General features: G+C 30.3%; 23 protein-coding genes and 1 tRNA gene. 22 read left to right on the plus strand and 2 right to left on the minus strand.

The genetic code is table 11. From position 1 onward, the window contains the following. Position 1 precedes the first annotated feature (1 nt). Positions 2–1483: a sodium/proline symporter PutP gene (putP, locus tag L8U41_RS01070; RefSeq protein WP_263678549.1), complete on the plus strand. Its 1482-nt coding sequence runs from the start codon at positions 2–4 to the stop codon at positions 1481–1483. Between the two features lie 17 nt (positions 1484–1500). Here putP and yedF read toward each other — a convergent pair whose 3' ends face one another. Together yedF and yedE are read right to left on the minus strand one after the other, a co-directional pair. Next, positions 1501–1728, minus strand: a complete 228-nt coding sequence (yedF, locus tag L8U41_RS01075) for a sulfurtransferase-like selenium metabolism protein YedF (RefSeq protein WP_012661107.1) — start codon at positions 1726–1728, stop codon at positions 1501–1503. Then, the gene (gene yedE / locus L8U41_RS01080) at positions 1725–2939 is read right to left on the minus strand and encodes a selenium metabolism membrane protein YedE/FdhT (RefSeq protein WP_263702513.1); all 1215 of its coding nucleotides are present in this window, start codon (positions 2937–2939) and stop codon (positions 1725–1727) included. Before yedE ends, yedF begins: the two co-directional genes overlap by 4 nt. Positions 2940–3097: 158 nt before the next feature. Here yedE and L8U41_RS01085 point away from each other — a divergent pair. The 21 genes from L8U41_RS01085 (at position 3098) to L8U41_RS01185 (ending at position 20558) form a co-directional block, all read left to right on the plus strand. Further along, positions 3098–3195 (plus strand) — tRNA-Sec (locus tag L8U41_RS01085). 24 nt (positions 3196–3219) lie between these two features. Beyond that, positions 3220–4470: an adenylosuccinate synthase gene (locus L8U41_RS01090; RefSeq protein WP_263702511.1), complete on the plus strand. Its 1251-nt coding sequence runs from the start codon at positions 3220–3222 to the stop codon at positions 4468–4470. Next, positions 4467–4886, plus strand: coding sequence for a flagellar FliJ family protein (locus L8U41_RS01095; RefSeq protein ID WP_263678553.1), 420 nt, complete (start codon positions 4467–4469; stop codon positions 4884–4886). Before L8U41_RS01090 ends, L8U41_RS01095 begins: the two co-directional genes overlap by 4 nt. Continuing rightward, on the plus strand, positions 4886–5401 hold the full coding sequence (locus L8U41_RS01100; protein WP_412174992.1) for a MotE family protein: 516 nt from the start codon (positions 4886–4888) through the stop codon (positions 5399–5401). The genes L8U41_RS01095 and L8U41_RS01100 overlap by 1 nt, the downstream gene beginning before the upstream one ends. Positions 5402–5462: 61 nt before the next feature. Then, positions 5463–6014 carry a DUF507 family protein gene (locus L8U41_RS01105; protein ID WP_039617626.1) on the plus strand — a complete coding sequence of 184 codons (552 nt, stop codon included), beginning with the start codon at positions 5463–5465 and terminating at the stop codon, positions 6012–6014. After that, positions 6011–7129, plus strand: a complete 1119-nt coding sequence (carA, locus tag L8U41_RS01110; protein WP_263708606.1) for a glutamine-hydrolyzing carbamoyl-phosphate synthase small subunit — start codon at positions 6011–6013, stop codon at positions 7127–7129. Before L8U41_RS01105 ends, carA begins: the two co-directional genes overlap by 4 nt. Next, on the plus strand, positions 7126–7788 hold the full coding sequence (locus L8U41_RS01115; RefSeq protein ID WP_263724602.1) for a sulfite exporter TauE/SafE family protein: 663 nt from the start codon (positions 7126–7128) through the stop codon (positions 7786–7788). Before carA ends, L8U41_RS01115 begins: the two co-directional genes overlap by 4 nt. A 123-nt stretch (positions 7789–7911) precedes the next feature. Continuing rightward, positions 7912–9378 carry a cytochrome-c oxidase, cbb3-type subunit I gene (ccoN, locus tag L8U41_RS01120; RefSeq protein WP_263663810.1) on the plus strand — a complete coding sequence of 489 codons (1467 nt, stop codon included), beginning with the start codon at positions 7912–7914 and terminating at the stop codon, positions 9376–9378. Between the two features lie 11 nt (positions 9379–9389). Continuing rightward, a complete protein-coding gene (ccoO, locus tag L8U41_RS01125) occupies positions 9390–10055 on the plus strand; it encodes a cytochrome-c oxidase, cbb3-type subunit II (protein ID WP_149062087.1) in 666 nt (221 codons plus the stop codon). An 8-nt stretch (positions 10056–10063) separates the two neighbouring features. Continuing rightward, positions 10064–10267: a cytochrome c oxidase, cbb3-type, CcoQ subunit gene (locus L8U41_RS01130; protein WP_039617636.1), complete on the plus strand. Its 204-nt coding sequence runs from the start codon at positions 10064–10066 to the stop codon at positions 10265–10267. Beyond that, entirely contained in the window at positions 10267–11145 is an 879-nt protein-coding gene (gene ccoP / locus L8U41_RS01135; protein WP_263724601.1) for a cytochrome-c oxidase, cbb3-type subunit III, read from the plus strand. Before L8U41_RS01130 ends, ccoP begins: the two co-directional genes overlap by 1 nt. Then, positions 11145–11357 (plus strand): DUF4006 family protein, encoded by a 213-nt coding sequence (locus L8U41_RS01140; protein WP_039617641.1) that lies wholly within the window; start codon positions 11145–11147, stop codon positions 11355–11357. Before ccoP ends, L8U41_RS01140 begins: the two co-directional genes overlap by 1 nt. 2 nt (positions 11358–11359) lie before the next feature. Continuing rightward, a complete protein-coding gene (locus tag L8U41_RS01145) occupies positions 11360–11461 on the plus strand; it encodes a hypothetical protein (RefSeq protein WP_149062088.1) in 102 nt (33 codons plus the stop codon). Further along, positions 11458–12033 (plus strand): hypothetical protein, encoded by a 576-nt coding sequence (locus tag L8U41_RS01150; protein ID WP_149062089.1) that lies wholly within the window; start codon positions 11458–11460, stop codon positions 12031–12033. The genes L8U41_RS01145 and L8U41_RS01150 overlap by 4 nt, the downstream gene beginning before the upstream one ends. Then, positions 12034–12546: a FixH family protein gene (locus L8U41_RS01155; RefSeq protein ID WP_263724600.1), complete on the plus strand. Its 513-nt coding sequence runs from the start codon at positions 12034–12036 to the stop codon at positions 12544–12546. It abuts the gene before it with no gap. After that, positions 12546–14936 (plus strand): PD-(D/E)XK nuclease family protein, encoded by a 2391-nt coding sequence (locus L8U41_RS01160; RefSeq protein ID WP_263727588.1) that lies wholly within the window; start codon positions 12546–12548, stop codon positions 14934–14936. Before L8U41_RS01155 ends, L8U41_RS01160 begins: the two co-directional genes overlap by 1 nt. Further along, complete coding sequence (locus L8U41_RS01165) at positions 14933–17680, plus strand: RecB-like helicase (protein WP_263724598.1); 2748 nt, start codon at positions 14933–14935, stop codon at positions 17678–17680. The genes L8U41_RS01160 and L8U41_RS01165 overlap by 4 nt, the downstream gene beginning before the upstream one ends. Positions 17681–17854: 174 nt before the next feature. Next, positions 17855–18280 carry a 50S ribosomal protein L13 gene (rplM, locus tag L8U41_RS01170; protein ID WP_039617653.1) on the plus strand — a complete coding sequence of 142 codons (426 nt, stop codon included), beginning with the start codon at positions 17855–17857 and terminating at the stop codon, positions 18278–18280. A gap of 2 nt (positions 18281–18282) precedes the next feature. After that, a complete protein-coding gene (rpsI, locus tag L8U41_RS01175; protein ID WP_039617655.1) occupies positions 18283–18672 on the plus strand; it encodes a 30S ribosomal protein S9 in 390 nt (129 codons plus the stop codon). A gap of 251 nt (positions 18673–18923) precedes the next feature. Continuing rightward, on the plus strand, positions 18924–19910 hold the full coding sequence (locus L8U41_RS01180) for an OmpA family protein (RefSeq protein ID WP_263727589.1): 987 nt from the start codon (positions 18924–18926) through the stop codon (positions 19908–19910). Between the two features lie 3 nt (positions 19911–19913). Continuing rightward, complete coding sequence (locus tag L8U41_RS01185) at positions 19914–20558, plus strand: HAD family hydrolase (protein WP_263727590.1); 645 nt, start codon at positions 19914–19916, stop codon at positions 20556–20558. Positions 20559–20670 lie beyond the last annotated feature (112 nt).

Genomic DNA, 20670 nt, shown 5'->3' on the forward strand with positions numbered 1-20670 from the left:
AATGGAGGTTGTTCAAATTAATACTCAAATTGCGATAATGTTTGTCGCATATTCAGCATTAATGCTTTTTATCGGATTTTATTTTTATAAACAAAATAAAAATTCAGAGGACTATTTTTTAGGTGGTCGTTCTATGGGACCTGTGGTTTCAGCACTTAGTGCTGGAGCTTCTGATATGAGCGGTTGGCTTTTAATGGGTTTGCCAGGAGCTTTATATGTAAGTGGTTTAGCTGAAAGTTATATTGCAATAGGTCTTAGTATAGGAGCGTTTTTAAACTGGGCTTTTATAGCAAAAAGACTTAGAATTTACACTAGCGTGATTGCAAATTCTATTACCATTCCAGATTATTTTGAAACAAGATTTGATGATGATAAGCATATATTAAGAGTGGTTTGTGCTATTGTTATTTTAATTTTCTTTACTTTTTATGTTTCTTCAGGACTTGTAGGTGGAGCAAAACTTTTTGAAGCAACTTTTGGAATTCAATATGATTATGCTTTAACTACAGGAACTGTGATTATAGTTGCTTATACATTTTTGGGTGGATATAAGGCAGTTTGTTGGACGGATTTGATTCAGGGTTTATTAATGATGAGTGCCTTGATTATCGTGCCTATAGTGATGATTTATCATTTGGGTGGCTTTAGTGAAGCTGTTAATATAGTCAAAGAAATTAAGCCAAATACTTTTTCTATGGGAGAAGGATTAAGCTTTTTAGGCATAGTTTCAGCGCTTTCTTGGGGGCTTGGATATTTTGGTCAGCCGCATATTTTGGTGCGTTTTATGTCTATACGCTCAACTAAAGATATCCCAACTGCTACTTTTGTAGGAATTTCTTGGATGGTTATATCTTTAATTGGTGCTTGTTTGATAGGTGTTTTAGGTATAGCTTATGTGAGTAAATTTGAACTTAGTTTACAAGATCCTGAAAAGATTTTTATCGTAATGTCACAATTACTTTTTAATCCTTGGATAGCAGGTATTTTATTAAGCGCTATTTTGGCAGCTATTATGAGTACAGCAAGTTCACAATTGCTTGTTTCAAGTTCGACTATAGCAGAAGATTTTTATAAAAGAATTTTCAATAAAGAAGCGTCTAATAAAATGGTAATGACTTTAGGTAGATTTGGTGTTTTAGCAGTGGCTGTGATAGCTTTTGTTATTTCTACTGATAAAAACTCAAGCGTATTAAGCATAGTAGCTTATGCTTGGGCAGGGTTTGGAGCAAGTTTTGGTTCTGTAATGCTCTTTTCATTATTTTGGTCAAAAATGACTAGATATGCTGCTATTGCAGGTATGATTACGGGCGCAGTTGTAGTTGTAGCATATAAAAATTTCTTGGCTGAGTGGCTTAATTTTCCTATTTATGAAATCATTCCAGGATTTTTAGCTGCATCTATTGTGATTGTTTTAGTGAGCTTGGTAACTAAAGTTCGCCCAGGAACTAAAGCAGCTTATGAAACAATGTTAAAACATCTTTAATATATATTCAAAAGCCTTTAAGGCTTTTGAATTAAAAATCTAAGCGTTGGACCATCTTGATTTATTTCTAGAATTTCAAAACCACGATTTTTAGCATCCTGTGGTATGGAATTAATGCTTTGTGGGCAATCACATAAAATTTCTAAAACTTCACCTGATTTTAGTTCTTTTAAGGCATCAATAGTAGCTATAGCAGGGTATGGACAAGCCTCACCTTCTAAATTTAAACTATAATGAATAATCATATTTTTCCTTTTTTATTTTGTTTGAAAAAGAATGATTTTTTAAACTTTAATATAAATAAAAATAAAATTACAAATAAAATTAAATTGATTGCTAAACCATTAAAATAACCAAATTCATTTAAAAGATGAATCTTTACTCCATCTGTTAAGAAATTTGGAAAATGATCGTAGCTTAAAGCTAATATCATAGTGCCAATAATATTTGCAATACCCACTATAATAAAATGACTTTGTCCTTCACAAGCTCGATACATCCAGCCACACTCGCATCCTCCGGCAAAAACTATCCCAAAGCCAAATAAAAAAGCACCTAAAGCAATATTTGGTGATATTTCTATTATTTTGCTAGTGTGCCCTTGTAAGATAAAAGCAAAAGCTATTAAACAAGCTATAATCATACCTATTAAAGCACCCTTTATGGCATTATCCCTACCAAATAAAAATAAATCTCTAAAGCAAGAAGTAAAGCAAATTTGAGCTCTAGATATGATAAAACCAAAAACAAAGCCAAATATTAACGCTAAAGGAAGAATACTTTCTTTATTTTTAATATTTAAAGGTTGTCTTTGTAGTATAAATATAACATAAGTTATAAAAATTATAAATACACCAAGTCCTATATAAAAATATATCTTTGCAGTTTTATTTTGTGTTTTTAATGATTGGTTTTCTTTGCATACACGTTGTAATTTAGCTTTTGGTTTAAAAGGTGCTAGATTGCAAACTTTAACAGCTAAATAAATCCCTAAAATCATAAATAAGGTAAAAACCCAAGTATGCAAAGAAAAATAAGGTAAACCTGTAAAAAAATTTGCCAAATTGCAACCAAAGGCAAGTCTTGCACCAAAACCGGATAAAATTCCACCTATAATAGCTTGAAAAATTCGAATTTTGCTAGCAGGTAAGCGCCATTTGAATTTATTTGCTAAAAATGCAGCACTTAAACACCCTATAAACATACCTATAAGCATAATACCATCAATTCTTGTTAAGGGACTGCCACTTAAATTTTGCTTTTGATAATAAGAATAAGAGCTTAAGTCCATACCAAAAAATTCTAAAAACTCTCCGCCCCAGCGCGTCATTTCGCCAGTGACTGCCCAAACGCTACCAAAAATTCCAAAATAAATAGCACTTAAAATTCCAAGTATAATCATGCCTTTGGAATTATCCCAAAAATTTATAAAAAAAGATTGTTTGAAAGAATGCATTGTCGTATCCAAAAATTGTGATTGTCAAAACTTGACACTAATAAAGTTAGTATTATAGCTAATAAATTTATACAAAATAAAATATTATTAAAAATAGTTTCAATTTTACGTATTTGGTTTTTGTTTTAATTAAAAATATTAAGATATAATATCTTTTTGGAAGGTTAGCTTATCTGGTGATGGCCACTGACTTCAAATCAGATGAAAGGGTAGTTGACTACTTTTTGGGGAGTTCGATTCTCTCACCTTCTCGCCAAATTTAAGTCAAAATGGAGTTTTCATGAGTAAAGCAGATATTGTCGTTGGTATCCAATGGGGTGATGAGGGTAAAGGTAAGATAGTTGATAAACTATGTGAAAATTATGATTATGTTTGCAGGAGTGCAGGCGGACATAATGCAGGTCACACTATATGGGTTGATGGTATAAGATATGCTTTACATTTAATGCCATCAGGTGTTTTGAATAAGCAATGTGTTAATGTTATAGGAAATGGAGTTGTAGTTAATCCCGATGTATTAATTAGCGAAATGGCTCAATTTGAAAATTTAGAAGGAAGATTATTTATAAGTGATAGAGCTCATTTAAATTTAAACCACCATGCTTTGATTGATCAAGCAAGAGAAAGACTTAAAGGCGATAAAGCTATAGGAACAACAGGCAAAGGCATAGGGCCAAGCTATGAAGATAAAATAAGTCGTAATGGACATAGAGTAGGGGAATTGCTAGAGCCTGAAAAACTTTGTGAAAATTTAATGAAAGATTTTGAACTTAAAAAAACTTATTTTGATGTTTTAGGTATTGCAATGCCTAGTTATGATGAAATTTTAAAAGATTTAAAACGCTTTAAAGAAGTGCTAGCGCCATATATTACAGATACCACGAGAATGCTTTGGAAAGCTTTGGATGAGGATAAAAAAGTATTGTTAGAAGGTGCACAAGGATCAATGCTTGATATTGATCATGGAACTTATCCTTATGTTACTAGTTCAACGACTATTTCAGCTGGGGCTTTAAGTGGTTTGGGATTAAATCCAAAAGAAATTGGAAAAGTTATAGGTATAGTAAAAGCTTATACAACAAGAGTGGGAAATGGAGCTTTTCCAAGTGAAGATTTAGGTGAAGATGGTGAAAAAATAGGACTTATTGGTAAAGAAATCGGTGTAAGTACAGGTAGAAAAAGAAGATGTGGTTGGTTTGATGCGGTTGCGGTAAGATATACTGCAAGATTAAATGGCTTAGATACTTTATCATTGATGAAGCTTGATGTGTTGGATGGTTTTGAAAGTGTTAAAATTTGTAAAGCTTATGAGTATAAGGGGCAAGAAATAGACTATGTGCCTTGTGATTTAGAAAATGCTAAACCTATTTATGAAGTAATGGAAGGTTGGGATAAAGTTGCAGGGATTAGGGATTATGATTTGTTACCTGAAAATGCTAAAAAATACATTAAACGTTTAGAAGAATTAAGTGGTGTTAAAGTAGGTTATATCTCTACAAGCCCTGAAAGAGAAGATACTATCATTTTATGAAAAGCAAATATTCTTCTGTGATTAAGCTTAGAAAACAACAGCTTGATAAAGCAGAAGCAAATTTAACCAAAACAAGACAAAAGCTTTTGCAGTGTGAAGAAGAGCTTAAAGAAGCTTCAAAAACTTGCGAAAGCTTAACTTTAGCCGATAAGGGTTCAATAGCTTTGTTAAGATCGTCTTTAAAATTGCAAGAAATTGCAAGAGAAGGCAAGCAAAGGGTTAAACAAAAATTGGATTTAACCAAAAAAGAATTAGCGCATCATCAGCATTTATATAAAAAAGCTCATTTGGAATTTGAAAAAATCAAAGTTTTAGAAAATGAAGAATTAAAAAAGATTCAAAAAGCCTTACAAAAAGAAGAAGAAAAATTTATAGACGAACTTGCTATAACAAGGCATTTTAATAAGGATAAATAATGAAAAAAATAATATTTTTATTAATTTTTTTAAATTTTGTAAATGCGCAACAAAATTGTGAGCAATATTTTGAAGCAAGAAAAGAACAAATGCAAGAACAAATTAGAGAATATGATGAGGCAAGACAAAGTTTAGAAGCATATAGGGCATCTTTTGAAGCTTTACAAAAAGAAAAAATGCAAGCTTTGGTACAAAAAGAAGCTGATATTAATGCAAGTTTAGAACAAATCAAAAGCTTAAAAGAACAAAATGAACGTATATTGAAAGCAACTAGAGAAAATCTCCAAGCGATTAATGATAAAACTATGGGGCGTATTACAGAAATCTATGCAAAAATGAAAGATGTGGCTGTTGCAGGTATATTAAGTGAAATGGAACCTGATGAAGCTTCAAAAATTCTACTTTCGCTTGATCCTAGAAAAATTTCATCCATTATGGCAAAAATGGAACCTAAGAAAGCTTCAGATTTAACATTACTTTTAAAAAATTTAGATCAAAATGCAAGTTCGCAGTAAGTTTTAAGCAGTTTTTACCTTTTTTTTAGTATTATTTCAATAAAAATAAAAAGGTGAATAAATGCGTATCAAACCAGCTCACATACCTTATATAGCAAATAAAATAATACTTGATTTAATGCATTCTTCTTTTGTTAAAATTAAAGATGATAGTCAAAAACTTTTAAAAATAGCAAAAGAGATTATAGAAATAGATGTTTTAAACGAGCGTAAGCTTGATGAAAAAGCAAAAGAGCTTTTAGAAAGCCAGGAAGATGAAATCGAGTTTATGCAAATAGATAGAAAAAGTATGTTTTGGATGATTAAGAAAAAATTAGCAAATGAGTTTAAATTTATGCTTGATAGTGAAGATAGATACAATAACCTTTCTCATAAAATTTTAGAAAATTTAGTAGAAGAGGATTTGATAAATTATAATGTATCAGAAAATCGTGTGAAAAATCTCATTTTCTCAAGTATTATGTCTTATTTAAAAGAGTATGAAAATTTAGAAGATTTGGTTTATGAAAAAATTTCAAATTATAAAAGAAAGCTTATCCCAGGTTCTGAAGAATATGAATTGGTGTTTGAAAAGCTTTACCAAGAAGAGCTTAGAAAAAAGGGACTTTTATGAAAGCATATATTTATATAGAAAATGATGTTTTTTTAAGTGCAAAGGCTTTTGGAGAAAGTGGAACTTTTTTTGGTGAGCTTGTTTTTAATACTTCTTTAACGGGCTATCAAGAGATTATTTCTGATCCTTCATATGCGGGCCAATTTGTGGTTTTCTCAATGCCAGAAATTGGTATAGTTGGCGTTAATGATGAAGATAATGAAAGCAAAGAAGTTTTTGCTAGCGGTATGATCATAAGGGAATTAAATGAAGATTATTCTAATTTTAGAGCCAATGATTCTTTGAGTGCTTATTTGAAAAACCATGGCAAAATAGGACTTTGTGAAATTGATACAAGATTTTTGGTTAAAATGATTAGAGATCAAGGAAATTTAAGAGCTATAATATCTACTGAAATTAAAGACAAAGAAGAGCTTAAGAAAATGCTTCTTTCTAGTGCTAAAATCGATGAGGTAAATTATGTAGCACAAGTTAGCACTAAAAGCTCTTATAAGCATAATAAAGGTGCTTGGAATCATAGCAACAAAACTTATGAGAATGTAAAAGCAAATGGTAAAAAAGTAGCTGTGATTGATTATGGTGTAAAAGAAAATATTTTAAATGAACTTGTGAGTGTAGGACTTGAAGTAGAGGTTTTTCCTTATAATACCAAGGCAAAAGATTTGATTGATTTATACCAAAAAGGTGCAATTCATGGGGTATTTTTATCCAATGGACCAGGTGAGCCAAAAATTTTAAAAGATGAAATTACAGAGATTAAAAAATTAGCAGAAGCAAAAATTCCTATGCTAGGTATTTGTTTAGGGCACCAGCTTTTAAGTAATGCATTTGGTTATGAAACTTATAAGATGAAATTTGGTCAACATGGAGCAAATCATCCAGTAATTAATCTTACAAATAATACAGTAGAAATCACAGCGCAAAATCACAACTATAATGTTCCTGAAGAAATAGCAGAGGTTGCAACAATTACTCATAGAAATTTATTTGGTGATAATGTAGAGGGTGTAAAATACAAAAATTATCCTATCATTTCAGTACAACATCACCCAGAAAGCTCCTCAGGACCACATGAGAGCAAATACATCTTTAAAGAATTTTTAGAGCTTTTGTGAATTTAGATTTTATTGCTTTAGCGAGTATAGCTTTTCTTTCTAGCTTTGGACATTGTTATGGAATGTGCGGAGGTTTTGTTTTAGCTTATACTCAGCTTTCAAAGCAGATCAAACTCCCTTTTTCTCTTTTGATTTTCTCTTATCATTTATCTAGAATTTTTGCCTATGTTTGTTTGGGCGTATTTTTTGGATTTTTTGGAAATTTATTTTCTTTTAGCGAATTTGCAAAAGGTATAATGCTTTTTACTATCGGGATTTTTATGGTGGTTTTAGCTTTTGCTTTAATTTTTAAAGGAAAATTGTTAGCTTTTTTTGAAAGCTCTTTAATTTTTGACTGTGTCATTAAAAAAAACATTTCAAGATTAATTCAAAATAAGTCTTTAAAAAGTACTATTTTTTTAGGCTTTTTAAATGGTTTTGTACCTTGTGGCTTGGTGTATTTTTATATAGCTTTTGGAATGAGTGTACAAAATGTATACTTATCAGCGTTAATTATGCTTGTTTTTGGACTTTCAACACTGCCTGCTTTGGTATTTTTTGCTTATTTTTCTAAAACACTGAGTGAAAAATTTCAAAAAACAGCTAGTTTGATTTCTTATATTTTAATATTTTTTTATGGCTTGTATTTTTCTTATATAGGTTTTTCTTTAACTCGATAAAATTTATTATTTACTTATAATTCTTAATAGATGATTAATCATTGTGATTTTAAGCTAAAAAAGATGATAATTATCATATAATATAGTGATTGCATATTGCAGAAAAAAACTTAAGGAGAGGAAATGCACCCAGGAAATGCATTAAACTATGACTATACGGTTGCTAAATATTTTATGTTTGCTACCTTATTGTTTGGTGTTATTGGTATGGCTATTGGAACGCTTATCGCCTTTCAAATGGCTTATCCGGATTTAAACTATTTAGCTGGTGAATATGGCACTTTTTCAAGACTTAGACCATTGCACACTTCAGGTGTAATTTTTGGTTTTATGCTCTCAGGAATTTGGGCTACTTGGTATTATATTGGTCAGCGTGTACTAAAAGTTAGTATGGCAGAATCAAGCTTTTTAATGTTTGTTGGCAAACTACATTTTTGGCTTTATATGATCACTATGATTATAGCTGTTATTACTTTGTTTGCAGGTATTAGTACTTCAAAAGAATACGCAGAGCTTGAATGGCCACTTGATATATTGGTAGTTTTAGTTTGGGTTTTATGGGGTGTAAGTATTTTTGGGCTTATTGGAATTCGCCGTGAAAAAACTTTATACGTTTCACTTTGGTATTATATAGCTACCTTCTTAGGTATAGCAATGCTTTATTTGTTTAATAATATGGCAGTTCCAACTTATTTTGTAAGTGGAATGGGCGATTGGTGGCATAGTGTTTCTATGTATGCAGGAACTAATGATGCGTTAGTTCAATGGTGGTATGGACACAATGCTGTTGCATTTGTATTTACTGTTGGTATTATTGCTCAAATTTATTATTTCTTACCAAAAGAAAGTGGTCAGCCAATTTTCTCATATAAGTTATCTTTATTTGCGTTTTGGGGCTTAATGTTTGTTTATCTATGGGCAGGTGGACACCACTTGATTTATTCTACTGTGCCTGATTGGATGCAAACTATGGGTTCAGTTTTTTCAATTGTACTTATTTTACCTTCTTGGGGTTCAGCAATTAATATCTTGCTTACTATGAAAGGTGAGTGGAGTCAATTAAGAGAAAGTCCGTTGATTAAATTTATGATTTTAGCTTCAACTTTCTATATGTTCTCAACTTTAGAAGGTCCTATTCTTTCTATTAAATCAGTTAATGCATTAGCACACTTTACAGATTGGATTCCAGGACATGTTCATGATGGTACTTTAGGTTGGGTTGGCTTTATGACTATGGCTGCACTTTATCACATGGTGCCTAGAATGTTTAAAAGAGAACTATATAGCAAATCATTAATGGAAGCTCAATTTTGGATTCAAACTACAGGTATAGTATTGTACTTTAGTTCTATGTGGATAGCAGGTATTACTCAAGGTATGATGTGGAGAGCTACTGATGAGTATGGTAACTTACTTTATACTTTCATTGATACTGTTGAAGCTATTGTTCCTTATTATTGGATTAGAGCTGTGGGTGGCTTGTTATACTTAGTAGGATTTTTCATGTTTGTTTATAATATTTATAAATCAATTTCAGTGGGTAGAGTGCTTGATAAAGAGCCAAAAAGTGCTTCACCTATGGCAGCATAAGGAGGAAAAATATGTTTAGTTGGTTAGAAAAAAATCCATTCTTTTTTGCTGTGGCAGTATTTATAGTGATTGCATATGCAGGTATTGTAGAAGTTTTACCTGATTTTGCTCAGAATGCAAGACCAATTGAAGGTAAAAAACCTTATACAGTTTTACAACTTGCAGGACGTCATGCTTATATTAAAGAAAGTTGTAATGCATGTCATTCGCAACTTATTCGTCCTTTTAAATCAGAAACAGATCGTTATGGTATGTACTCAGTTAGTGGTGAATATGCTTATGATAGACCATTTTTATGGGGTTCAAAAAGAACAGGGCCTGATTTATTGCGTATAGGTAATTTTAGAACAACAGATTGGCATGAAAATCACATGTGGGATCCAGTTTCAGTTGTCCCTGGTTCTATTATGCCAGCTTATAAACATATGTTTAGCAATAATGCAAATATAGAAACAGCTTATGCAGAAGCACTAACTGTAAAAAAAGTTTTCAATGTGCCTTATGATACTGAAAATGGTACAAAACTAGGTACTTGGGAAGAGGCTCAAGCAGAAGTTAAAGCAGAAGCTCAAGCTATAGTAGATCAAATGAAAAATCAAGATGTTAAAGATGCGTTTGCTAGAGGTGAAATTAGAGAGATTGTAGCTTTGATTGCGTATCTTAACAGCTTAAAATAGGAAAAACTATGGATTTAGAACTAATAAGAGAGCTACAAGCTTATGGTTTTTTTGCTCTTGTAGTATTTTTAGTGGTAGTTTTATATTCTTATTGGTTTCATTTGTATAGATCTGAAAAAACAGGTAGAAGAAACTATGAAAAATACGCTGATTTGGCATTGCATGATGAAATCAGCGATCGTGTTTTAGAGCAAAATAAAAGGAGTGCTTAATGCAATGGTTGAATTTACAAGATAATGTTAATTTATTATCTTTTATCGGAGCAATTCTTATCATACTAATTACGCTTGTTGTGGTAGGAAAATTGTTTAAAAGTATGAAAGAAGAAAAGAGCCAAGGTGAACTAAGCGAGCATAGTTGGGATGGTATAGGTGAGTTTAAAAATCCTATACCACTTGGTTGGGCTGTAGTGTTTTTCTTAGCTATAGTATGGTGTATATGGTATTTTCTTTGGGGATATCCTTTAAATAGTTATTCTCAAATTGGTGAGTATAATAAAGAAGTGCAAGCACATAATGAAAAATTTGCACAAAAATTTGCAAATTTAAGTGCACAAGATAAACAAGAAATGGGTAAGAATATTTTCTTGGTTCAATGTTCTTCTTGTCATGGTATTACAGGTGATGGTATTAATGGAAAAGCACAAAATCTTAACATTTGGGGTTCAGAAGAAGGGCTTATAGAGGTAATTACTAAAGGTTCTAAGGGTATGAATTATCCTATGGGTGAAATGTTAAGTGCAGCTGATAATGGCATAGATGAGACTGATATCCCTGCAATTGCTGCCTATGTTGCTTCTGAAATTTCAGCAATTAAAAAAACTGAAAATCCTCAACTTGTAGCAAAAGGAAAAGAACTTTTTGCAACTTGTACAGTGTGTCATGGTGAAGATGGAAAAGGAACGATTGATGGACAATTGGTTGCTCCAGATCTTACAAAATATGGTAGTGCTGAGTTTGTAGTAGATGTTTTAAATCGTGGTAAAGCAGGTAGCATAGGTGTGATGCCTCATTTTAATAATGGTTTATTAAATGAGCTTCAAAAAGAAGCAGTTAGCGAATATGCAATTTCTCTTTCAAGGGGTGAATAATGGAAAATTCAAATAGATGTGTATTTTCACTTTCGGGTGTTAGTGGAATGTTAATAGCAACTGTTTTATTGCTATCGATTCTAGCTGGACTTACTGTTTGGGGTCTTAAAACACAGCAAGATGTTATGCAAAAACCTTATAAAATAGAAAATGCAGAGCAAATTAAAATGTTTGACTCTAAAAGAGAAGAACATATCATCATAAAGGAATGATTATGGCAAAAGTTCTTGAATACTTAATCATAGCTGGCTTAGTTGTAGCAGCAGGAGTTACTGCTTGGTCAGTTTTAACTGTAAATCACCTTTTTATAGGATGAAAAATATATTTAAAGGCGGTTTTTTAACCGCCGTTTTTATTTGCTTTGCTAATTTCTTACATGCTGAAATACTATTAAATGACAATATCTTAAATACTGCAATAGAACAAAATATTACTTCAAGCTCTAAGCAAATTCGTGAGTTAACCGGAGTAAATATCGCTTTGGCATTAAGTGATAAAAAAGATTTTGAAAGTTTAAAGAGCTATGAAGCTAATTTAAGTAAACCATATATTTTACTTGTATTTTCTAAAGCTTCACATAAGGTGGATATACTTGCAAGTGATGATGCTTTAGCTTTTTTTGATAAAGAAGGTGTTTTGAGTCCTTACCCTGAAAAAGGAACGATTTTGCCTATACTTGCAAATCCTAAACAAAAAGACATTTATAATGCTGCTATTTTAAATGGTTATGCAGATATTGCTGATCAAGTGGCAAATCATTTTAATATAAAACCTTTTTATGGAAATTCAAATCGTGATACTTTAAATATCATGAGAATTTTAATTTATGGCTTTTTATGTGTTGCGATTTTGATGTTAGTGCAAAGAAAAATCAAAAGGAGAAGATAAATGCAAAATCAGAAAACATTTTGGCCTTATGGTATTTTGATTTCTTTAGGGCTTATTGTTATAGCTTGTATTGTAACGATTTTTATCGCAAGCAAAGCACCTGTATATGAAGATAATTTTTATTTTGATTCTTATCAAAATGTAGAGTTAAATTATAATGAAATTCAAAACAGACAAAAGACTTTTGATGAAAATTTTAAATTAAGCATTAAAGATAAAGAAAGCTTTATACATAAGAAAAATCAAGTTTATTATATTAATGAAGGGCAAAATGAACTTAGGATTGCGATTGAAAATTTAAAAGATTATGACTTAAGTAAGCTTCAAATCCAAACCTTACTTTCGCGTCCACATACAAATGTAAATGATGAGAATTTACAAGCAAGATTAGAAGGAAGTGATTTGGTGTTTGATTTTAATATTAAAGAAAAAGGCGCATGGCAAATACTTTTAAAAATCACTCAAGATGAAAATAGCGTAGGATTTTTTAAATTCTTTTTACAGACTAAATAATGAAGCTTTTTGTTTTTAGCTCACTAAGAGCTTTAAGAAAATATTATGAGAAAAAACTACAAATAGACACTTTAGTAGATCCGGCTATGAGTATAGCTGAATTTATGCAAAAATTAGTTTTTTCTCCGCATTTTCAAGCAACTCATTATGAGTGTTTGCTTTTGATGAAAAAGGCTTGTGAACAAACCAAAAATTTAGAACAAAGTTTGAAAATACCGAGTAATTTTTTTGCATTTTTAAAAAACAATGCTTATTTATTTAGTTTTTTTAAAGAACTTAGCTTGGAGAAAAAGGATATTAGTGCTTTAAAAAATTATGACGCTTATGCTCAGTATGATGAACATTTACAAATTTTAGAAGAGCTTTTTAAAAATTATCTTACCCTATTACATGAACAAAATTTATATGATGATATTTCTTTAGTATTAGATTATGAAATTAATAATGATTTTTTAAAAAATTATGATGAGATTATTTTTGATTTTCAAGGTTTTTTGAATGCTTTTGAAGTAGAGCTTTTGTTAAAAGTTAAGGAAATACTTCCTCTTAAAGTGCAATTTAATTGTACTAAATTTAATAAAGATTTTTTAAGTTCTCTTGGCTTTTTACAAGGGCTTTCTCTTAAGGAAAATCATGCGTATTTATATGATGTAAACCAAGAACAAATATTACAAGAGTGTCCTTTTGTACAAGAAAATAAAATCACTTATAAAAGTTTTAATTTACGGTCTTTGCAAGCTGCTTTTGTTTTTGAAAAAATTAACAGCTTTTTAAAAGCTGGTATTAGTGCAAAAGATATTGTAGTGATTACTCCTGATGAGAACTTTGTAGATATTTTAAGACTTTATGATAAAAACAATGTATTAAACTATGCCAATGGGGAAAGTATCAAACATACGCTTTTTTATCATAGATTAAAGACTTTATATGAAAGTGCTAAAGATGATGAGTTTGAGTATGAGCTGAGTGAAGATTTTTTTGATAGGCAAAAGTTAAACAAGCACCTATGTAATTTGCATTTTTATCCTTCTGGTATTGATTTTATAGAGTTTAGAAAGCTTTTTGATGAAAATATCTCTTTTGATTTTTTTGAAAACTTCATCCATAATTTGCTAGAAGATATTAACAATCAAGAATTGCAAGATTATATCTATCAAGAGCTTGCATTCATTAAAGAACTTATAAAAACACATACTTTAAGTTTTAAGCAAATTTTAGAGTTATTTTTCATGCAAATTGACAATAAAAAACTAAGCAGTGTTGGCGGTGGTGAAGTTACTGTAATGGGGCTTTTAGAAAGTAGGGGGCTCAGCTTTGATGGGGTGATTATAGTTGATTTTAATGATGAGTTTATCCCTAAAAGAGTTTCAAGTGAGTTATTTTTAAATAATGAAATTCGAAAAAAAGCAGGACTTATTACTCATGCTCAAAGAGAAAATTTACAAAGACATTATTATTATACCCTAATAGCCAAGGCAAAATTAGTAGGAATTTCTTATGTAGAGAATGAAGAAAAAATCAAGTCAAGATTTTTAAGTGAGCTTGATTTTTTACTCATAGAGGATAAAACATACAGTGACAATGCCTATATCAAATACTTTCAAACACACAAGTGCGATTTTAACCTTGAGCCAATTACACATATAATGGCTAAGCATGATTATTTTAGTAAAGAGCTTACTTTTACGAGATTCCACCTTTTGATAAATTATGGCTTAGATTATTATTATAAATATGTCTTAGGACTAAAAGAACCAAAAGAATTAGAAGATACTCTTAGGGCGAATGAGCTAGGAAGTTTTATTCATAAAGCTTTAGAAAAATACTATAAACAAAACAAAAAAGCAAAATATTTTGACTATGAAAAATTTATGGATATTGTAAAAAATTTGAAAGATTACAAAATCGATGCTTTAAATTTAGCTTTAATACAAGCAATGTTTAAAGAATTTCAAGTGCTTGAAAATGAGCATTTTAAACAAGGTTTTATGGTAAGAGATTGTGAATTTTCACAAAAAAAAGATTTTATCGCTCAAAATGGAGTTAAAATTACTATTTTTGGTCGTTTAGATAGATTAGATGAAAATGAAAATGAAAAATTAGTCATAGATTATAAAACTGGGAAAATAGATGAAAAAACTTACCAGCTTGCTTTTTATAAGTTTTTATTAGAGGGTGTATACCCTTTAGAAAATATAAATGCTTGTTTTTATGATTTAAAAAATATGAAAATCGTTTATGAAAATACTGAAAGTGAAAAGGTGCAAGAGCTTAAAGACATGCTTAATGAGCTTGCAAAAGATCCTTTAGAAAAAGAATTTACTAATCAAAGAAATGATAATACCTATAGTTCTTATACCATGCTTTATAAAAAGGAGTTTAAGCTTTGAGTTGTAATTTTGAGCCTTTTTTGGCCTTAGAAGCTAGTGCAGGAAGTGGAAAAACTTTTGCATTAAGCGTGCGTTTTGTAGCTTTGGTGTTAATGGGAGCTAAGATTAATGAAATTTTAGCTCTTACTTTTACCAATAAAACCACAAGCGAGATGAAAGAAAGGATTTTTAAAACCTTTTTAGAATTTGATGTGCTTGAAAATGGAGAAAATAAAGCAGAATGCAATGAGCTTATGAGAATGCTAGGCAAAAGCAAAGAAGAGCTTGTAGATTTAAGACAAAAGCGTAAAAACGAATTTTTAAGATCTAAACTCAATATCTATACCTTTGATAGTTTTTTTTCGCAAATCATTCGTTCTTTTGCTTTAAATTTAGGTTTTATGAGTGATTTTGAGATCATAGAAAGTCAAGATAGTTATAAAAATTTCATTGCTAAATTAAACGAAGAAGAGCTAAAAAGTCTAGCGTATTACATTATCCAAACAAAAAGCAAAAGTGATTTTTTAAAAAACCTTGAAAATTTATATACCAAACATTGTGATGTTAAGCCAAATCCAAAAGCTTACCTTCCAAGCAAGGCTGCTTTAGAAAAAAATATTGATGAGTTTATAGCTTATGCAAAAAATTTAAGCACAAATAAAAATTATCTTTCAAATTTTAATTTTGAAAGAATGGAAGATTTTTTCGCTAAGCCTATTATTAGTAATTTAGATAAAAATTATTTTACTAAAGTCATTGATAATGAATTTTTACAAAAAAGAGCAGAGCTTATACAAAATGCAAAAGAATATTTTAATCAAATAGAAAATTACCGCATAAGTATGCTTGCAAAGCTTTTGAAGCATTTTAAAGAAGCAAGAAATGAAAACAATACCAAGCAAAATGCATTAACTTTTTCAGATATAGCCTTAAAAACTTATGAATTAATTAGTGATGAGGCTAATAAAGAATTGATTTATTTTAGACTTGATGGATATATTTCTCATTTATTAATCGATGAATTTCAAGATACTAATGTCTTGCAATATCAAATTTTAAAGCCTATTATCGCTGAGCTTGTTTCAGGTGAGGGTGTGAAAAAAAACAGAAGTTTTTTTTATGTAGGCGATAAAAAGCAGAGTATATATGGTTTTAGAGGGGGTAAAAAAGAACTTTTTGATAAGCTTTTAAAAGACTTTCCACAAATTAAACTAGAGCATTTAGATACTAATTATCGTAGTAAAAAAATCATTGTTGATTATGTCAATGACACTTTTAAAGATAAATTTTTTGATAGCTTTTTAAATCCTAGCTTTACTTTGCAAAAAAGCGTTAAAGAAGGCGGGTATGTAGAAATTTTGCAAAATCACATCCCTAGTAAAGATGGTTCTGTTTATGAAGCAAGTGCTAAAGAAGCTTTAAAAATCATCCATAGACTTTTAGAAAAAGGCATTAAGCTTGATGATATTTGCATTTTAGTATGGGTCAATAAAGACGCCACTTTGATTCAAGAATTTCTTGAAGAAAATGGCGTTAAAGCTTATACGCAAAGCAATGTTCCTTTGTTAGATTGTGTTAGCGTAAGAGTGCTTTTTGAGTATGCAAAGGCTTGTGTGCTTAAAGATGAGTTTAGTTTGTATTTTGTAAATGATATTTTAAAAAAAGAACTTAGCTATCTTGAGCTTGATCTAAACCGCAGTGTAGGTGAAATTTTAAAATACTTGATTGATTATTTAAAGCTTGATCTAAGTGATGTTAATCTTATCGCTTATTTAGAACATGCAAGTACTTTTGATAATTTTTTTGATTTTTTATTTAGTCCTTGTAAATTAAGTTCTTTACAAGCGCAAAATGATGGAGTTAGCATTATGACCGTGCATAAGTCTAAGGGGCTTGAATTTGAAAATTTAATCGTGCTTGATAGACTTAGTAAAAAAGCTCCAGATACTGATACTTTAATGTTTGAGTATGATTTAGAGCAGGGCTGGGAAATAAAATACAGACATAGTGCTAGAGAATACCTTGAAGATGATAGCTATAATGCCTTTTTAGACAAAAGAAAAAAACTCCAAACAGAAGATGAGATAAATTGTCTATATGTAGCACTTACTAGAGCTAAAAATTCTCTTTTTGTTATAAAAAATGATGAAAATTATAAGGGTTTTAAAGGATATTTTAAAGATTATGAAGAAAAGCAAATAGGTATTTTAGAAGAACAACTTTCAAAAACAAATGAGCCTTTGGAAAATTTAGAGCAAATAGAAAGCTTTGAAGAATTTCAAAAGGTAAATTTACAAGAAGTTAAAGTTAAAAACTATTTTACAAGCGAGCAAATACATTTTGGCTTGGCTTTGCATGAATTTTTACAATATTTTGATTTTAACACTAAAAATAATTTTGAATTTTGTAAGCAAATGGTGTATAAAAAATATCGTTTTTACTTAGATGATGAAGCTTTTAGTGAGCTTTTTAAAAGACTTACTATGCTTTTAAAAGATGAGAGTTTTAACGCACTTTTAGTGGGTAAAAAGTTACTTAAAGAGCAAATCATCACTTATAAAGGCGAGCAAAAACAGCTTGATATGCTTACATTTGATGATAATGAAGCTATCATTATAGATTATAAAACAGGTTTAAATTTAAACGAGCATAAAAAGCAAGTTTTACTTTACAAAGAAGCCATAGAAAAAATCTTAACCAAGACTTCCACTAAGGCTTTTTTGGTGTATATTCTAAAAGATAAAGTGGATGTAATAGAGGTTTAACATTATATAAGATATCTATATCGTTTTATTTTTTAAGTTGTGTATTTTTTCATACTCAATATTTTTCATATAGTGGTAAGAATATTTAAGCTTTAAATATTCTTAAATTAAGTATTAATTAAGCTAAAATAATTATAATCTCATTTTTAAAAAATTTTTGGCAAAGGTAAGATGATGACAAAGATAACAAAGCCAAACGAAGTAAAACGCGAATGGATCGTTTTAGACGCTGAAGGAAAGCGTTTTGGTCGTCTTTTAACAGAAGTAGCGACTATTTTAAGAGGTAAAAATAAACCTTGCTATACTCCAAATGTTGATTGTGGAGATTATGTAATCATTATCAATGCTTCTAAAGCAGTTTTCACAGGTGCAAATAAAGCAGAAGATAAATTATACCACAGACATTCAGGGTATTTTGGAAGTGTAAAAAGTGAGAAATTTGGTGATTTATTAGAAAAAAATCCAGTTAAATTATATAAATTAGCAGTTCGTGGTATGCTACCTAAAACAAACCTAGGTAGAGCTATGCTAAAAAAATTAAAAATTTATGCAGGTAGCGAACATCCTCATACTGCTCAAATTGCTAATAAAGGAAAATAATCATGGCAACAACATACGCAACAGGTAAAAGAAAAACCGCTGTAGCTAAAGTTTGGGTAAAAGCTGGTAGTGGTAAAATCATCGTTAACGGTATGGATTTAAACACTTGGCTTGGCGGACATGAAGCTATAAAATTAAAAGTAGTTCAGCCTTTATTAGTAACTAAGCAAGAAACTTCTATGGATATTAAAGCAACAACTTTAGGCGGTGGATACAGCGCTCAAGCTGAAGCTTTAAGACATGGTATTTCAAGAGCTTTAGCTGCTATGGATGCAGATTTTAGAGCATTATTAAAACCAAAAGGACTTCTTACTAGAGATAGTAGAACTGTTGAGCGTAAAAAATACGGTCGCAGAAAAGCAAGAAGAAGCCCACAATTCTCTAAACGTTAATCTTTTTTTGGATCCATTTTTGGATCCATTTTTTCTTTCATTTTTTAAAAAAAACATATTTTTTCATGTATTTTAGTTTTGTTTAAAATTATAGGATTTTTTATTTATAATAAACTTTTATAATTTCAAAGTCCGATCAGGGAAACCTCCTTTTTGTAGTAAATTTAAGCCCCTTACCCAAAAGGGGCTTATTTTATTTTAATCTTCATTTTATATAATACCCCATTTATTTTCATTTTTAAGGATAGTCGATGAAAAAAATCATAGGATTGGTTAGTTTAGTTAGTGCTTTGTTTGCTTTTGATACTAGTAAAATAGAAATTACTCCAACCTTTAACTACACAACTCCAGAAGGAAATTTAGATCTTAAAAATTATGGTGGAGTGGGATTGAGATTTGGTTATCATTATGATGATTTATGGCTAGATCAGGCTGAACTTGGCTTAGAGTATTATGACAATGCAAAATATAATAATCCAAACGATAATACACATACAGATACTAGTGTTTCAAGATTTTATGTAAATGCTATTAAGGGAATTGATCTGGCTAATCATGTATATTTATATGGTTTGTTGGGAACAGGTTATGAGTATTTGAGTCATGGAGCTTATGAAAATAAAAGTGGTATGTTTGCTCAATATGGTGCAGGTTTTAAATTTGCACTTGGCGAAGATTTGGCTTTAAGACTTGAAGCAAGAGATCAAATTAAATTCAATAATGGTGAACATAATTTGATTTCTAGTGTTGGCTTGAGTTTTTATTTTGGTAATAAAGCTCCAAAAACTCCTCAAACTGCAACTAAACAAATCGAAGAAAAACCGCAATCAAAACAAATTGATAAATCATGTCCAGAACCAAGAAAAGGTGCTTTGCTTGATCATATAGGTTGTGAAAAGACAATAGCACTTGAAGGGCATTTTGGTTTTGATAAAATCACTATAAACCCTGAGTTTGCACAAAAAATCCAAGAAGTAGGTAAGGTTTTAGAAGAAAACCCACAATATTATACCATTTTAGAAGGTCACACAGATAGTACAGGAACTAAAGCTTATAATCAAAAATTATCATTAGAGCGTGCAAAGGCAGTTGCGAAAGAACTTGAAAAATCAGGTGTTGCTAAAGAAAAAATTGCAACTAAAGGCTATGGTTTTGATAAGCCAAAAGTAAGCAATGATACTAAAGAAGGCCGTGCGCAAAATAGACGCGTGGAAGCAAAATTTTTCATTAAAGAATAAACTTTGTTAAAAAAGACAATTTTGTTTGACTTAGATGGCACTTTGATAGACTCTACAAGTGCCATTTTAGATGGTTTTGATGCTGCTTTTAAAGCTTTTGGCGAGCCTTTAAGAGATCATGAAGCCATTAAAGCTTTAATAGGCTTTCCTTTAGATGTAGCTTTTGAAAAACTTGGAGTGGCAAAAGAAAAAACAAGTGAGTATATTAATGCTTATAGAAGCGTATATCAAAAAATCTATATAGAGCAAACTTCTTTGCTTTCTTTGGCAAAAGAAAGTGTATATGAGGCTAGTTTGTTTGCTGATTTAGCTGTTGTAACGACTAAAAGTTCTAAATTTTCCAAACCTTTGCTAGATTATTTAGGGATAGGAAAATACTTTAAAGTTATTATAGGTAGAGATGATGTAACTCACCCAAAACCAAATGCTGAGCCTATTTTATTAGCTTTAGAAAAATTATCTAAAGGTAAAGAAAATGCATTTATGATCGGAGATACTCATTTAGATATCCAAGCAGCTTGTAATGCTGGCGTTAAACCCATAGCAGTAAGTAGTGGTTATGAAAGCAAGGAAAGTTTAGCTAAATTTAAAATTCCACTTTTTAAAAATACTTATGAGGCAATAGAGTATATAAAAAATATCCGATAATTTCACACTCAAACCCCATGCTCATAAATAATAAAAATTTTTTATCATTGTTTAAGACAATTCAAGATAAAGTAGCTATTGATTTTAAGTAATTATTTTAATTATAAGGATA

Source organism: Campylobacter sp. RKI_CA19_01116, assembly GCF_025771405.1.
GTDB lineage: Bacteria > Campylobacterota > Campylobacteria > Campylobacterales > Campylobacteraceae > Campylobacter_D.